The sequence below is a fragment of the Gulbenkiania mobilis genome (assembly GCA_004346645.1).
GTDB classification, from domain to species: domain Bacteria; phylum Pseudomonadota; class Gammaproteobacteria; order Burkholderiales; family Chromobacteriaceae; genus Gulbenkiania; species Gulbenkiania mobilis.
In genome coordinates this window covers 90,104-104,223 of the sequence record SMDA01000005.1, presented here as the reverse complement: position 1 = coordinate 104,223, position 14,120 = coordinate 90,104, and the positions used below count along the sequence as shown (strand labels likewise).

Here is a 14,120-nt window from a genome sequence, read left to right as displayed (position 1 = left end):
TGTAATCGGGCGGGCCCGCCAAGCGGGCCGCCCATTCCTTCCTGAAGGAGTATCGAAGAATGAAGATCGAAAATGGTTCTCTGGTTGTCACGGTGCAAGGCGTCGAAAAGACCGTCCCGCTGCCGACCGTCGCCGCCGATGCCAAGGTGAAAGCCTGGGCAGTGCCCGCCGACTACCGGGCGGACGGCTTGTTTGTCGCCGTCACCATCAAGGGCGAATCCGAGGAAATCCCGGCCTGCGATCTTGCGGCCTGCGAACTCCTGGGCGAGCTTGAGCTTGATGCCGGCATTGAGGCCAAGCTGGAAGCCGCCAAGGCCGCCAAGCGCGCCGAAATCAACGACGCCTGCAATGCCGCCGTCGCATCGCTGGCCGCCTCCTACCCGGAGCGCGAAATCCAGTCCTGGCCCCAGCAAGTCAATGAAGCCGAAGCCCTGGCCGCCGACCCGCAAGCCCCGGCGCCGCTGCTGACGGCCATCGCCGATGCGCGCGGCTTGCCCGTGGCGGAACTGGCCTCGCGCGTGCTGAACAAAATGAACGCCTACGCCGCTGCCTCCGGCTCCCTGATCGGCCGTCGGCAGGCCGCCGAAGACCTGATCGACCTGGCGGCCACGGCGGAAGACGTGGCATCCATCGTCTGGTAAAGGGCGAGGCCATGAAACGCTACTGCGCCCGCATCGGCCTGCTGATCGGCTCCATGCTCATGGCGCTGGCCGGCAACCTGATTGCCCTGGGTGCCGCCATCGTGGGGAGCAATCGGGCGTGGCCTGTGGCAGTGGCGAACGACCAGGCGCTGAACGCGGCCCTGGTCGGGCGCACTGGCAGCGAGGACGAGACGGTCAGCAGCCGGGCCGGCAAGGCCGCCCGCCAGGGCAAGGCATGGGGGTGCCTGCTCTGCCGGCTTCTCGACAAGATCGACCCCGGTCATTGCGCCCGGAATATCGAGCGCGACGAAGGGGAGCCTGTGGATTGAACGAAGCGCACCTTGCTCTGCTGACCAAGCTCGAAGAGCTGGACGCCTACACCCACACCGTTCTGCACCAGTTTCCACGGATTGAGCGGCATCTGCTGTGCGCCGAAATGCGCACCGCCATGAACAAGATGCTGCGCCAGACAGTGGTCGCATGGAAGCGGCGGCAGAAGTCCGGCGCGCTGTTTGATCTTGATGTCGAAATCGAAGTTTTCCGGGGCTTCATCCGCAAGGCGCACCGCATGGGCTACATCAACACCAACCGACTGGAAGTCTGGATGCGACACACGAACGAAATAGGCAAGATGGTCGGCGCGTGGATCAAGCACGAAGGGAGTGCCATGTAACCATCACTGATTTTTTGAGGGGCAATGGCTTAGTAACGGCGGCAATTGGAGCAACGGCGCGAACGCCGGCCTGTTCTATCTGAACGTCAACAACGCCGCATCGAACTCGAATACGAACATCGGCGGCCGCCTCGCAAACGACTAACGCCAGAAGACGAGCGGCACAAGTGGCCGCCGTCCAGCGCATTTCCTTTGGGGCCATTGTCCTGACCATGCTGTCGAAGATGAACAGGGCGCTGCGGCCAGTAGCCGGGAAACCGGCGAACGTGGCGGCGCCCGGCCACCCACAAGAACATCATGCCGAAAACAACCAACGGCCTATGGGCCAAGCTGATCGACTTCGACAATCTGTACCAAGCCTTCCAGGAAGCGCGCCACGGAAAGCGGTATCGCCTTGAGGTGATGCGCTTCGCCAGCAATCTCGAAGAGAACCTGATCAACCTGCAAAATCACCTGATCTGGAAGACCTGGGCGCCCGGCAAGCAGCGCGAATTCACCGTCTTCGAGCCGAAGATGCGCATGATCCAGGCGCCTCCGTTCGAGGATCGCGTCATCCATCATGCCCTGGTACGCCTTGTCGATCCGCTCTTCGAGGCGAAATTCATCCCGGACTCGTTCGCCTGCCGCGAGGGCAAGGGCACCCAGCGCGCCGTCTTCCGTGCCCAGCACTTCCTGCGCGTCGCTCGGCGCAACTGGGGCGACAAGGCTTATGTCCTGAAGGCCGACATCAGCAAATACTTCGCCAGCATCCGGCACGACATGCTCATGACCGAGGTGGAGCGCACGATTTCTGACAAGGACGTGCTTTGGCTGTGGCGCAAGATCATCAGCGGCTACGGCCATGACGCCGGCGTCGGACTGCCGGTCGGCGCCATGACCAGCCAACTGGGTGCGAACGTCATGCTTAACCGCCTCGATCACATCGCCAAGGACGACATGGGCATCCGCTTCTACGTCCGCTACATGGATGATTTCGTCGCCATCATGCCGGACAAGGCTTCAGCCCAGAAGGTGATGCAGGAACTCGGCGAGGCCGTGAATGGCCTGGCGCTTTCACTTAACCCGAAGACCGCGATCCACCCGTGGCAGCGCGGCATCGACTTCTGCGGCTACCGCATCTGGCCGACGCACATCCTGCCACGCAAGCGGAACATCAAGCGGGCGCGCCTGGCCTTCCGGGAAATGGCAGCCCAGTACCATGCGGGAGAGATTGGCCTGGAATTTGTTCGGCAAAGGGTTATGTCGTTTCTTGCCTACTCAAAGCATTGCAGTGCAAGGCGCACCGTGGAGGGCGTTCTTGGTGACCTGGTTTTGGTGAGAAAATGCCCCGAATCTGATGTCTCAAATAATCCGTCTTGTCTCAAATAATTCGAGCGCTTGTCTCAAATAATTTTCGCGTGCTTACCGCCCACTTGCGGAAACTGGAAGGCATGAACTGCGGATAACCCATTGCGCCCGCATACGAGCCCTTGAGCGCCAAGGCATTGCGGTTTTCCTCGCGGGCCAGCCTCAGCAGTTCGGTCAGTTCGGCACGGAAGAAATCGGCGCGACGGGGGTAGTCGAAGGCCAGGGTAGCCAGCGCATCCACCGCGCGGAAGCTGCCGGTGGTACGTCCGTACTGGGTTTCGATACCCAGGATGGTCACGATCATCTCCGGGGCCACCCCGTACTGTGCCTCGGCACGGTTCAGCGTAGCGGCATTGTCCTTCCAGAAGGCCACACCGTTGGCCAGCAGCTTTTCGTTGAAGAAATTGGGACGGAACTGGTACCAGGGGCGCGAGGTGGACGGCCGGTCCATGATGCCGATGATGGAGGGTTTGGGCTCGGCATTGGCAAACACCGTTTCCAGCTCCGCCCGTGTAAGGGCGCCTTCGGTCACCTGTTCATCAATGTAACGCTGCACATCGGGACGCAGCAGCCACTGCGTATCGGCCAGGGTCATGGGGGGAACAAGCAACGCGGCCAGCGCGCTGAAGATCAGTCTTTTCATGGAAGGCTTCCTGCGCGGCCGCGAGGCGACCGGGGTCATTCGGAATAGGACAGGGCGTCGCTGACGAGTCGTGCCGTCAGATCCACCAGCGGAATCACGCGTTCGTACGCCATCCGCGTGGGGCCGACAACCCCAAGCGTACCTACGCGCATACCATTGATGAAATAAGGGGCGGTTACCACCGAGCACTCGTCGAGGGTGGTGACACCGGACTCCTCGCCAATGAAAAGGTTGAGTTCCTGAGCGGCACGGGTTTCGGTCAGCAGCCGCAGCAGCTCGGTCTTGCGCTCGAAGGTGTCGAAGAGTTCACGCAGCCGGTTGAGGTCGGCCGAAAGGTCACGTACGTGCAGGAGGTTGTTTCCGCCAGCGATCACCACCGCCTCGGATCGGCTTTCCAGATGGCGCCGCCCCACCTGCATCGCGACAGCCATCAGCTCGGAGATGTCGTGCTGGAGCTGACGCAACTCGCCTTCCATGCGGTCGGCCACGGCCCCCAGCCCGCTTCCCGCATAGTGCTGACTGATGAAATTGCCGGCCTCGACCAGCTCCGAAGGAGAGTAGTCGCGTTCGGGCATGAAAAGGTGGTTCTGTACGTCGCCATCAGTGGTCACCAGGATCAGCAGAATACGACGCTCGGAAAGGCGCAGAAACTCCACCTGTCTGAAAGCCGTGTCCGGGCGCTGCGGGGTCATCACGACCCCGGCGTAGTGGGTCAGCTCGGACAGCAGCGTGGAGGCTGCCTGCGCCAGGCGCTTCGGGCTGCCCGGGCGAATCGAGCGTTCCAGTTCGCGCACCTCCTCTTCACCCAGCGAAGGGATGGTCATCAGCCGATCGACGAAGTGCCGGTAACCCCGGGCAGTGGGAATGCGTCCGGCCGAGGTGTGTGGAGAAGCCACGAGACCCATGTCCTCCAGGTCCGCCAGCACGTTGCGGATGGAGGCCGAGGACAGGTCCAGACCCGACATCCGCGACAGCGTGCGAGAGCCGACGGGCTGGCCATCGGCGATGTAGAGTTCCACCAGCGTCTTGAGAAGGCGTTCTGCGCGTTCACTGATCATGCAAGCCATTTTACACCTCCCGATCTGCATGAAAAGCCGGCAGGGACGCCGCTTTTTCTTCTCTTGTTATATGAGGCCAGAGAGGCCGAAAACCAGGTACCGACCACCCTCTTGCAAGTGCCGGCGAAAGCCCCATATGCGATAATCAACCTCTCAATCAACCCGTAATGTGGAGACAGCATGGCGGAGCGTACGGAAGACAAAAGCAAGGCGCTGGCCGCGGCCCTAGCCCAGATCGAAAAGCAGTTCGGCAAGGGCTCGATCATGCGCATGAGCGACAACCAGATCAATGAAAACCTCCAGGTCGTGTCGACCGGTTCGCTCGGGCTGGATCTGGCGTTGGGGGTGGGCGGCCTGCCGCGCGGCCGCGTGGTTGAAATCTACGGTCCGGAGTCGTCCGGCAAGACCACCCTATGTTTGCAGGTTGTGGCCGAAGCCCAGAAGCTGGGCGGCACCTGCGCCTACATCGACGCGGAAAACGCCCTGGACCCGCAGTATGCCCAGAAGCTGGGCGTGAAGGTGGACGAGTTGCTGATCTCCCAGCCGGACACCGGCGAACAGGCACTGGAAATCTGTGACATGCTGGTGCGATCCAGCGGCGTGGACGTGATCGTGATCGACTCGGTCGCCGCCCTGGTGCCGAAGGCGGAAATTGAAGGCGAGATGGGCGACAGCCACGTCGGCCTTCAGGCGCGTCTGATGAGCCAGGCACTGCGCAAGCTGACCGCCAACATCAAGCGCACCAATACTCTGGTGATTTTCATCAACCAGATCCGCATGAAAATCGGCGTGATGTTCGGCAGCCCGGAAACCACCACGGGTGGTAACGCGCTGAAGTTCTACGCCTCGGTGCGTATGGACATTCGCCGTATCGGCTCGATCAAGAAGGGTGACGAGGTCATCGGCAACGAAACCCGCGTCAAGGTGGTGAAGAACAAGGTCTCCCCACCCTTCCGGCAGGCCGATTTCGACGTCCTGTATGGTGAGGGCACCAGTCGCGAAGGCGAGATCATCGAGATGGGCGTGGAGCATGGCTTCATCGAGAAATCCGGCGCCTGGTACAGCTATAACGGCCAGAAGATCGGCCAAGGCAAGGACAACACCCGTGAGTGGCTGCGTTCCAACCCGGAAGTTGCGCAAGAAATCGAACGCAAGATCCGCGACGCGGTGGGCATCAACGTCCAGATCACCGAAGGCCAGCCGGACGAGGCGCTGCCGGACGATCTGCTGGGCTGACCTGGCTGACCGGGCATGGAAAAAAGCCTGAAAGCGCGGGCCGTCGATCTTCTGTCGCGCCGGGAGTACTCCCGGCGCGAACTGGAGCGGCGGCTCGCTCCGCATGCGGAAAGCGCCGAGGCGCTGGCTGCGGTACTGGACGAACTGGCGGAGCGAAACTGGCAGTCGGATGCGCGCTTTGCCGAGCAGTTTGCCGAGGCGCGCGCGCGCAAGTACGGCACGCGGCGTGTCCGCCTGGAGATGCGTGAACGTGGTGTGGATGCCGGGCTGATCGACGAAGCCCTCTCGGGCCATGATGATTTTCCGGCTGCGTTGGCACAATGGCAGAAGAAGTTCGGCCAACTGCCGCAGTCTCCGGAGGAAAAGGCTCGTCATATCCGCTTTCTGGCTACCCGTGGCTTTGGCATGGACGTGATCCGGCGCATCCTGCGCCATGCAGCCGACGACCTGCCGGATGATCCTTCCCTCTGAAGGCCTTCACCGTTTGCGGCAACGCCGCAAAACCCTTGCCAGCACAGGCCTGGCTTGCCACAATCCGTGCACAAGATTGCATCCGGACAGCCCTAGGCATTGCTCTGCTTGCGCAGCCGTGTACCCCGCCGGGGGGCGATGCGCTTCGCAGAGGGCCCGCTCGCTTGCTGTCAGTCCATACCAGAACGAATAGAACATGAAAACATCCGAAATCCGCCAGAAATTCCTGGACTTCTTCGCTTCGAAAGGCCACCAGGTGGTGCCGTCGAGCTCCCTCGTGCCTTGGGATGATCCGACGCTACTGTTCACCAATGCCGGCATGAACCAGTTCAAGGACGTGTTCCTCGGCTTCGACAAGCGTTCCTACTCCCGCGCCACCACCGCACAGAAGTGCGTGCGCGCCGGAGGCAAGCACAATGACCTTGAAAACGTCGGCTACACCGCTCGCCACCATACCTTCTTCGAGATGCTGGGCAACTTCAGTTTCGGCGACTACTTCAAGCGTGATGCCATCCATTACGCCTGGGAGTTCCTGACCGACCCCAAATGGCTGGGTCTGCCGCGCGAGAAGCTCATGGTGACGGTGTATGCCACCGACGACGAAGCCTACGACATCTGGAATAAGGAAATCGGCGTACCGGCGGATAAGATTGTCCGCATCGGGGACAACAAGGGCGCCCCTTACGCGTCCGACAACTTCTGGCAGATGGGCGACACCGGCCCTTGCGGTCCATGTACTGAGATCTTCTACGATCATGGCGAGCATATCTGGGGCGGGCCTCCGGGCAGCCCGGAAGAAGACGGCGACCGCTTCATCGAAATCTGGAACAACGTATTCATGCAGTTCAACCGGGACGAAAGCGGCGTGATGCATCCGCTGCCCAAGCCTTCGGTGGATACCGGCATGGGCCTGGAGCGCATCTCCGCCGTCCTGCAAGGCGTGCATGCCAACTACGAGATCGACCTGTTCCAGAATCTGATTCGTGCCGCGGCCCGGGAAACCGGCGTACCGTTCAGCATGGATGTACCCTCTCTCAAGGTGATCGCGGACCACATCCGGGCCTGTGCCTTTCTGATCGCTGACGGCGTACAGCCTTCCAACGACGGTCGCGGCTACGTGCTGCGCCGGATCATCCGACGCGCCATTCGGCACGGCTACAAGCTGGGCCAGAAAGGTCTGTTCTTCCACAAGCTGGTGGCCGACCTGGTGGCGGAAATGGGCGCTGCCTATCCTGAACTGCGCGAGCGTCAGGCGGTGGTGGAGGATGCCCTGCGCCAGGAAGAAATCCGCTTTGCGGAGACGCTGGACAAGGGGATGGCCCTCCTGGACGGTGCCTTGGCTGGCGGCCAGAAGCAACTGGATGGTGCCACGCTGTTCAAGCTGTACGACACCTTCGGCTTCCCGGTGGACCTGACAGCGGATATCTGCCGCGAGCGGGAGATCGAGGTGGACCTTGAGGGCTTCGAGCGCGAGATGGAAGCCCAGCGCGAGCGTGCGCGGGCCGCTTCCAGCTTCAAGATGACCGGTAACGTGGATTACAGCGGTGAGGACACCGCCTTCCACGGCTACGACGCAGTCAGCCGGGACGCACACGTGCTGGCCTTGTACCGCAACAATGAACCGGTCACCACGCTGCAGCAGGGCGAAGAAGGCCTCGTTATTCTGGACAACACCCCCTTCTACGCCGAAGGCGGCGGCCAGATCGGTGACAGCGGCGAGATTTCGGCCAACGGCGGCGTGGACGCGCTGTTCGATGTCGTAGACACGCAGAAGATCCAGGCGGCGGTGTTCGGCCACAAGGGACGCATGGCCCGTGGTGCGCTTTCGGTGGGTGACAGCGTTCAGGCCACCATCGATCTGCACAAGCGCTTGGCCACCGCACGCAACCATTCGGCCACCCACCTGCTGCACAGTGCGCTGCGTCACGTGCTGGGCACCCACGTGGCCCAGAAGGGTTCGCTGGTGACGGCCGAGCGCACACGCTTTGACTTTGCTCACGGCGCACCCGTCAGCGCCACAGAGCTCGCCGAGATCGAGCGTATGGTCAACCGCGCCATCCTGCACAACCATGAAGTGGCCGCCAGCCACATGACCTACGACGACGCCATCCGCTCCGGAGCCATCGCGCTGTTTGGTGAAAAGTATGGTGACGAAGTACGCGTCCTGAAGATGGGGGACTTCTCCACCGAACTGTGCGGCGGGACGCATGTAGTGCGTACCGGTGACATCGGCTTCTTCAAGATCGTCTCCGAGTCCGGTGTGGCTGCCGGCGTACGCCGCATTGAGGCCGTGACCGGCGAGAATGCTGTAGCCTATGCACAGGCGCAGGACAGCCTGATCCGCGAGGCGAGCGCCATGCTGAAGGCACAGAGCAGCGACGAAGTCGTCACCAAGATCAGCGCGCTGCAGGAACAGCTCAGGGCACTGGAAAAGGAAATGGCGCGCATGAAGGCCAAGCTGGCCACCAGCGCAGGCGAAAGTCTGGCTGACAGCGCCATCGACCTCGGGGGCGTGAAGCTTCTGGCTGCGGAGCTGGAAGGGGCGGACAGCACCGCACTGCGCGAGACGCTGGACAAACTGAAGGATCGGCTCAAGTCGGCCGTGATCGTCCTGGGCGCCCGTGCCGAAGGCAAAGTCAGCCTCGTGGCGGGGGTGACCCCCGACCTGACCGGCCGTATCAAGGCCGGGGAACTCGTCAACTTCGTGGCCCAGCAGGTGGGCGGCAAAGGGGGCGGTCGTCCTGACATGGCCCAGGCCGGCGGCACCCAGCCCGAAAACCTGCCGGCTGCGCTGGCTGCAGTACGCGAGTGGGCAAGCGGCAAGCTGTAAGCCAGCCGCCCCTACGAAAAGCGCCTCGCAACTGCGAGGCGCTTTTTTTGCAGGAAGGGCCAGAAGCACGGGTTGGCCGAAGGTCGCTTCGGCCAACCCTGCTCAGAAGACGCCCAGCCCGTTGAGCATCACCACCAGGATAAGCACGGGCGAAATGAAGCGGATCACGAAAAACAGCACCCGCAGCACGCCCTCGTTGTGCAGTACGCCTCCGTTGCTCAGCGTATCGCGCAGGCGATCATAGCCCCACACCCAGCCGACGAAAATGCACAGTACGATGCCGCCTACGGGCATCAAGAGCGAAGAGGAGAGGAAGTCGAACAGGTCGAAGAAGGTGCGTCCCAGCACCTTCACGTTTGCCAGCAGGCTGCTGGAGAGTGCGCAGGTGGCGCCAACCGCGGCGAGCACCACCAGGTTCAGCAATGTTGCCAGCTTGCGGCTGAGCCCGAAGCGTCCGCTGACCACGGCCACCGGCACTTCGAGAATCGACAGCATGGCGCCGATGGCGGCAATCGAGGTCAGCACGAAGAACACGATCATGAACAGATGGCCGAAGGGCATGCTGGCAAAGACTGCGGGGATGGTGATGAATACCAGCGAGGGGCCAGCCGCCGGCTCGAAGCCGAACGCGAATACGGCGGGGAAGATGGCGATGCCCGCCAGCATGGATACGAACAGATCGGCTCCCATCACACGCAGGGTGGTGGCCGGAATGTTCTGGTCATCCCGAAAATAGCTGCCGTAGGTCATCATCGTGCCCATGCCGATCGACAGCTTGAAAAAGGCCAGCCCCATGGCCACGAGCAGGACGCTGGCATTGATCTTGGAAAAGTCGGGCGCAAACAGAAACGCCAGCCCTTGCGAAGCGCCCGGTAGCATCAGGCTTCGCACACAGATCACCAGCAGCAGCACGAAGAGTAGCGGCATCAGCTTCTTGGTTACCGCCTCGATGCCCTTGGCCACCCCCATCAACAGGATGCCGCCGATCAGCAGCAGCACCAGCCACTGCCACAGCAGCGACTGCACCGGGTCGCCCACAAGCGCCTTGAATGCCGCGGTAGTCACCTTCGGATCACTGGAGAGGATGGCGCCGTCGATCGCCTTGAAGACGTAGGCGAACACCCACGCGGCCACCTCCGAATAGAAGGCCATGATGAGGAAGGCCGCCAGAACACCGGCTGCACTCACCAGCCACCAGGGCTGCCCTTTGGGCGCCAGCTCGCGCATGGCGGTCACCGGATCGGCTTTGGCCTTCCGGCCTAGCATGATTTCGGCAATCATTACCGGCAGCCCTACGAGCAAGGTGGCCAGCAGGTACACCACCAGAAAACCGGCACCGCCGTTGGTGCCCGTCAGGTAGGGGAATTTCCAGATATTGCCCAGGCCGACCGCCGAGCCTAGGGTGGCGGCCAGTACGCCGAAGCTTGATGTAAACCCGTCGCGCGTGGCGACCGGGCGTTCGGTGGGGGTGGGGGAGGTTCTGCCCATGTTCGAATTTTCCTTGTCCAAAAAACGGCCCGCCGGGCTTGTGGCCGGGGCGGGCTCCCTGGTCCGGGTTCTCCGGTGACGCGATTCTGACCGCTAGCACCGGGACAGGACAAGCTTTTTGGTCAAACTTTGCCGAACTCGCCCTGCTGACACAACCTTTCGGCCAACCTGCCGAGCCAATCCACGCAGGCCTCCAACTGTGCGATCTCGATGTACTCGTCCGGCCGGTGCGCCTGCCGGATGGAGCCCGGCCCCAGCACCACCGCCGGCATGCCGGCCTCCTGGAAAAGGCCAGCCTCAGTCGCATACGCCACCGCCTGTCCCGAGGTGGCACCCCCAAGTGCCTCTAGGTACTTCAAGACCGCACTCCCTTCCTCGGCTTCAAAGGCTGGACAATGCACCAGAGGCTCGAAACGGATCCCCGCCTCCGGCGCCACGGCCTGCATCTCGCGCTCCAGTTCGGCAGCGTAGGCACTTGCCGAGGCCAGAAAACGGTCGGGATCGCTGCCAGGCAGCCAGCGGCATTCGAAGACGAATTCGCAGTCCTTAGGCACGATATTGGGGGCTGTCCCGCCGCTTACCGTACCGGTCTGCAGGGTGGTGAACGGCACGTCGTACAGTGCATGCCGCGCCCCCGAGGCAGCTTCGGCCTCCGCCAGTTGCCGGATGTGCACGATGAGCCGCGCCGCATATTCGATGGCGTTCACGCCTTGCGGGGTCAGCGAGGAATGTGCTGCCCGCCCGGTGATGCGGCAACGGTAATGGGCGATGCCCTTGTGGGCAATCACAGGCTGCATCTCGGTCGGCTCTCCGATGATGCAGCCTGCTACGGGAATGCCCTGCCTTTTCAGATCGTCGATCAGGCCACGGACCCCCAAGCACCCCACCTCCTCGTCGTAAGAAAGCGCGATGCCGATGGGGCGCACCAAACAGCCGCTTTCGGCCAACCGTGCAAAGTGCGGCGCCAAGGCCAACACGCAGGCGATGAAACCCTTCATGTCCGCAGTGCCCCGCCCGTAGAGCCGCCCTTCACGCTGAACCATCTCGAACGGAGGTGACTGCCAAACCTGACCGTCCACCGGAACTACGTCCGTATGCCCGGAGAGCACGATGGCGGGCACGCCTTCCGGGCCGATCAGCGCAAACAGGTTGGCCTTGGTGCGCTCTTCGTTGAAAGTCAGCCGCATCCGCGCACCGGTAGCCTGCAATTGCCGTTCGGCCCAGTCGATTAACGCCAGATTCGAAAGGCGGCTGGTGGTATCGAAGGCCACCAGCCGCGCAAGATGTTCCAGAACAGTGGAAAGCACGGTCGCTCCGCGGCAAAAGAAAGTTGAACCCTGAGTGTAACAAGGCGGCAAGCCGCTGTCGGCTGCGGGACGTTCAACCGTGCCTTTGGCGCCCGTGCCAGTCGTGCCAACGCCCCTTAATGGCTACCGCCGGTTGCTGCCCATAGGGCTTGCAGCACAGCCAGGCCTTTGATGAAAAAGAGAAGACCCCAGATGCTCCCTCTGCTCGCAGGCCAAGGCGCTCTCCGGCACCGATAGCTTGGCAAGACCGCTGTTTGCAGGTAATATGAAGTCCTTCTATGGCGGGTCTCCCCGCATTGTGCAATAGCGAACCTGGTCAGGTCCGGAAGGAAGCAGCCACAGTTATTTCGCACAAGTGCCGGGGGTCAGGCTCGCCACCCCTCCCCTCTTTTTATTTCTTTGCGACACATGATTCCATCATGGTGACATGACTGTGGAATGCACTGTTCATGCATGCGGCAAGCGTATAACATTAGCAAAACTTAATATTCAACCAGCAGCGGAACTATTGGCTGACAGTACAATCAATTATTCCCAATGAATTATTTTTTTCTATTGTTCAGTGTGCAAGACCTAAAAATAATTCATCCGCATCGATTGCCATCAAGAGGACTCATCATGAAACTTTTTGAAAAGATCGCCAACCCGCGCGAAATCCGACGCAAGCTCGGCCTGAACCAGCAGGAATTCTGGAGCCGCATCGGCGTCACCCAATCGGGGGGCTCCCGCTATGAGAGCGGCCGCAACATGCCCAAACCGGTACGCGAACTGCTGCGCCTGGTTCATGTCGAGCAGATCGATCTGGAAAAGGTCCGCCGCGAAGACTTTGAAATTGTCGAATACCTAAAGGCCACCCACCCGGACCTTTACAAGAGCCTGAAAAAGGCCGTGCGCGCCAAACTGGACGCGCAGCAGGAAGGCAGCACCGGCGAAGCCGTTGCCAGCTGACCGCACCCACTCACACACATCGACAGGCTGCCCAGGCAGCCTGTTTTTTTGCGCGCCGCCATACGCACATAAGGCTCAGGGAGCGACCTGAACGGGGATGTTTCGCGCGCGCAGACGCGTCGCCAGCTGTTCCAGCCATACGGCGGGCAGTGCGGTGACCTGTTGGCTGCCGGCATTACTGGTGGGGCGAGCCATGCCATAGAGCCGCACTCCGCGGATGGAGGAAAGTGAACCTACGGCGTCCAGATAGGCAAGCACTTCACTTTCCGAAGGGGGCTGCCCGGCTTCGTAAAACATGCAGGTCTGGATCCAGGTGGGGCACAGCAGGGCGCAACGCCGGGCACGCTGAAGGTGCCCCTGCGGGGATAAGCGAACGCGGTTGGCCGAAGCGAAGCCTTCCTGCGTGGCACGGTCCAGCTTGAACCAGACCTCTCCCTCCAGGTCGGCGAACCGGCTCAGAGCCGCCACCACCTCGGGCCTGTGAAGCTGGCTGCCATTGGTGATCAGTACCGGGCGCAGCAGACCATGCAAGCCGAGGCGGCCAAGAACCCGCGCCAGCACATCTACCGCCTGAGGGAATACGGGCGAAAGCGTGGGCTCTCCATCTCCAGAAAAGGCCACGTCCACCAGACGCGCACCGTCGGGCGCTCCCAACGCTGCCAGACCCTCCCCTCGTACAAGCGCGTGTAGCAGGTGCTCTAGTTCCTGCTCGAGCAGGCACAGGTCCACCGGCTGCGGGCGGCCACGCTGCAGGCCTTCCACCTGGCAATAAGCACACTGCCAGTTGCAGCGCCGGTCCGGACAGAGGTTGATCCCCACCGACACGCCACCTGCACGGCGCGACAGGACGGCATACACCAGTGTGTAGCCGTCCAGCATGCGCGCGTGGTTGTCGTGGGTCAGCGACATGCTCAGTCTTCTTCGGGCGTGCGCACCAGCAGCACCGGGATATCCGCCTGCTTGAGCAACCCCTCGGCCACGCTCCCCATCAGCAGATGCATGAGACCGCTCCAGCCGTGCGTGCCCATCACCACCAGATCGGCGCCCCATTCCTTCGCATCCTCGATCAGGACCGAAGCGATCTTGTCTCCCCAGCTCTCGCGGATGACGCCCTCGGTTTTGACGCCTGCGTCCGAAGCGCGGGCCTGCGCCTGAGAAAGCACCTTTTCCCCAGCTTCCTTGATCGATTTCTGCAGCTCGGAGGCATCCAGGAACTCGGTGCCCCCCCAGCCGAACTGGGCCAGATCCACCACGTGGACCAGACGGACGGTGGCCCCTACCTCGCGTGCCAGCTTGCAGGCTTCGGCCAGCGCCAGGTTGGAAGTCTCGCTGTCGTCGACGGGTACGAAAATGCGTTGATACATGGTGGGCTCCTTTATTCGTTGAAGCGATGCTTTCAGTCTAGCAAAGCGGTGATGCACAAGGTTGATGCAGGTTAAGGGTGCGTTTAGACTGGACCCGTTTACCCTGACAGCTCA

Annotated in this window: 14 protein-coding genes and 1 other RNA gene; 9 read left to right on the top strand and 6 right to left on the bottom strand. The window is 61.9% G+C overall.

Annotation, left to right across the window (positions count from 1 at the left end; translation table 11 throughout):
- The first annotated feature begins 59 nt into the window (after positions 1–59).
- The 4 genes from EV669_RS09000 (at position 60) to EV669_RS08985 (ending at position 2,682) form a co-directional block, all read left to right on the top strand.
- The gene (locus EV669_RS09000; RefSeq protein ID WP_132098458.1) at positions 60–641 is read left to right on the top strand and encodes a hypothetical protein; all 582 of its coding nucleotides are present in this window, start codon (positions 60–62) and stop codon (positions 639–641) included.
- A gap of 11 nt (positions 642–652) precedes the next feature.
- The gene (locus EV669_RS14140; RefSeq protein WP_207913829.1) at positions 653–970 is read left to right on the top strand and encodes a hypothetical protein; all 318 of its coding nucleotides are present in this window, start codon (positions 653–655) and stop codon (positions 968–970) included.
- Positions 967–1,314 carry a diversity-generating retroelement protein Avd gene (gene avd, locus EV669_RS08990; RefSeq protein WP_207913826.1) on the top strand — a complete coding sequence of 116 codons (348 nt, stop codon included), beginning with the start codon at positions 967–969 and terminating at the stop codon, positions 1,312–1,314. Before EV669_RS14140 ends, avd begins: the two co-directional genes overlap by 4 nt.
- Positions 1,315–1,611: 297 nt before the next feature.
- The gene (locus tag EV669_RS08985; protein ID WP_132098456.1) at positions 1,612–2,682 is read left to right on the top strand and encodes a reverse transcriptase/maturase family protein; all 1,071 of its coding nucleotides are present in this window, start codon (positions 1,612–1,614) and stop codon (positions 2,680–2,682) included.
- Here the strand turns inward: EV669_RS08985 and EV669_RS08980 are convergent.
- Both EV669_RS08980 and hrcA read right to left on the bottom strand, forming a co-directional pair.
- Positions 2,675–3,304 carry a lytic murein transglycosylase gene (locus tag EV669_RS08980; protein WP_132098455.1) on the bottom strand — a complete coding sequence of 210 codons (630 nt, stop codon included), beginning with the start codon at positions 3,302–3,304 and terminating at the stop codon, positions 2,675–2,677. The genes EV669_RS08985 and EV669_RS08980 overlap by 8 nt on opposite strands.
- A 35-nt stretch (positions 3,305–3,339) precedes the next feature.
- Positions 3,340–4,362: a heat-inducible transcriptional repressor HrcA gene (gene hrcA / locus EV669_RS08975; RefSeq protein WP_055434111.1), complete on the bottom strand. Its 1,023-nt coding sequence runs from the start codon at positions 4,360–4,362 to the stop codon at positions 3,340–3,342.
- Between the two features lie 180 nt (positions 4,363–4,542).
- Here hrcA and recA point away from each other — a divergent pair, with 180 nt between their 5' ends.
- The 3 genes from recA (at position 4,543) to alaS (ending at position 8,899) form a co-directional block, all read left to right on the top strand.
- Positions 4,543–5,598, top strand: coding sequence for a recombinase RecA (gene recA, locus EV669_RS08970; protein ID WP_054285771.1), 1,056 nt, complete (start codon positions 4,543–4,545; stop codon positions 5,596–5,598).
- Positions 5,599–5,613: 15 nt separating this feature from the next.
- A complete protein-coding gene (recX, locus tag EV669_RS08965) occupies positions 5,614–6,069 on the top strand; it encodes a recombination regulator RecX (RefSeq protein WP_054285772.1) in 456 nt (151 codons plus the stop codon).
- A gap of 196 nt (positions 6,070–6,265) precedes the next feature.
- Entirely contained in the window at positions 6,266–8,899 is a 2,634-nt protein-coding gene (gene alaS, locus EV669_RS08960) for an alanine--tRNA ligase (protein ID WP_132098454.1), read from the top strand.
- Positions 8,900–9,001: 102 nt separating this feature from the next.
- On the opposite strand, the gene EV669_RS08955 is transcribed toward alaS, so the two are convergent.
- Together EV669_RS08955 and argE are read right to left on the bottom strand one after the other, a co-directional pair.
- Complete coding sequence (locus EV669_RS08955; RefSeq protein ID WP_054285774.1) at positions 9,002–10,387, bottom strand: sodium-dependent transporter; 1,386 nt, start codon at positions 10,385–10,387, stop codon at positions 9,002–9,004.
- A 122-nt stretch (positions 10,388–10,509) separates the two neighbouring features.
- Positions 10,510–11,694 carry an acetylornithine deacetylase gene (gene argE, locus EV669_RS08950; protein ID WP_132098453.1) on the bottom strand — a complete coding sequence of 395 codons (1,185 nt, stop codon included), beginning with the start codon at positions 11,692–11,694 and terminating at the stop codon, positions 10,510–10,512.
- A 280-nt stretch (positions 11,695–11,974) separates the two neighbouring features.
- On the opposite strand from argE, the gene ffs reads away from it, so the two are divergent.
- Both ffs and EV669_RS08940 read left to right on the top strand, forming a co-directional pair.
- An RNA gene (gene ffs, locus EV669_RS08945) (signal recognition particle sRNA small type) lies at positions 11,975–12,073 on the top strand.
- A gap of 239 nt (positions 12,074–12,312) precedes the next feature.
- Positions 12,313–12,642: a helix-turn-helix domain-containing protein gene (locus tag EV669_RS08940; protein WP_054285776.1), complete on the top strand. Its 330-nt coding sequence runs from the start codon at positions 12,313–12,315 to the stop codon at positions 12,640–12,642.
- A 75-nt stretch (positions 12,643–12,717) separates the two neighbouring features.
- Here EV669_RS08940 and EV669_RS08935 read toward each other — a convergent pair whose 3' ends face one another.
- Together EV669_RS08935 and EV669_RS08930 are read right to left on the bottom strand one after the other, a co-directional pair.
- Positions 12,718–13,551 (bottom strand): radical SAM protein, encoded by an 834-nt coding sequence (locus EV669_RS08935; protein WP_132098452.1) that lies wholly within the window; start codon positions 13,549–13,551, stop codon positions 12,718–12,720.
- 2 nt (positions 13,552–13,553) lie between these two features.
- Complete coding sequence (locus EV669_RS08930; protein WP_055434116.1) at positions 13,554–14,006, bottom strand: universal stress protein; 453 nt, start codon at positions 14,004–14,006, stop codon at positions 13,554–13,556.
- Between the last annotated feature and the right edge of the window lie 114 nt (positions 14,007–14,120).

Coding starts and splice junctions, on each gene's coding strand:
- EV669_RS08935 (WP_132098452.1), bottom strand. CDS start 13,551: ATGTCGCTGACCCACGACAACCACGCGCGCATGCTGGACGGCTACACA.
- EV669_RS08955 (WP_054285774.1), bottom strand. CDS start 10,387: ATGGGCAGAACCTCCCCCACCCCCACCGAACGCCCGGTCGCCACGCGC.
- recA (WP_054285771.1), top strand. CDS start 4,543: ATGGCGGAGCGTACGGAAGACAAAAGCAAGGCGCTGGCCGCGGCCCTA.
- recX (WP_054285772.1), top strand. CDS start 5,614: ATGGAAAAAAGCCTGAAAGCGCGGGCCGTCGATCTTCTGTCGCGCCGG.
- hrcA (WP_055434111.1), bottom strand. CDS start 4,362: ATGATCAGTGAACGCGCAGAACGCCTTCTCAAGACGCTGGTGGAACTC.
- EV669_RS09000 (WP_132098458.1), top strand. CDS start 60: ATGAAGATCGAAAATGGTTCTCTGGTTGTCACGGTGCAAGGCGTCGAA.
- EV669_RS08930 (WP_055434116.1), bottom strand. CDS start 14,006: ATGTATCAACGCATTTTCGTACCCGTCGACGACAGCGAGACTTCCAAC.
- EV669_RS08985 (WP_132098456.1), top strand. CDS start 1,612: ATGCCGAAAACAACCAACGGCCTATGGGCCAAGCTGATCGACTTCGAC.
- EV669_RS08980 (WP_132098455.1), bottom strand. CDS start 3,304: ATGAAAAGACTGATCTTCAGCGCGCTGGCCGCGTTGCTTGTTCCCCCC.
- alaS (WP_132098454.1), top strand. CDS start 6,266: ATGAAAACATCCGAAATCCGCCAGAAATTCCTGGACTTCTTCGCTTCG.
- EV669_RS14140 (WP_207913829.1), top strand. CDS start 653: ATGAAACGCTACTGCGCCCGCATCGGCCTGCTGATCGGCTCCATGCTC.
- EV669_RS08940 (WP_054285776.1), top strand. CDS start 12,313: ATGAAACTTTTTGAAAAGATCGCCAACCCGCGCGAAATCCGACGCAAG.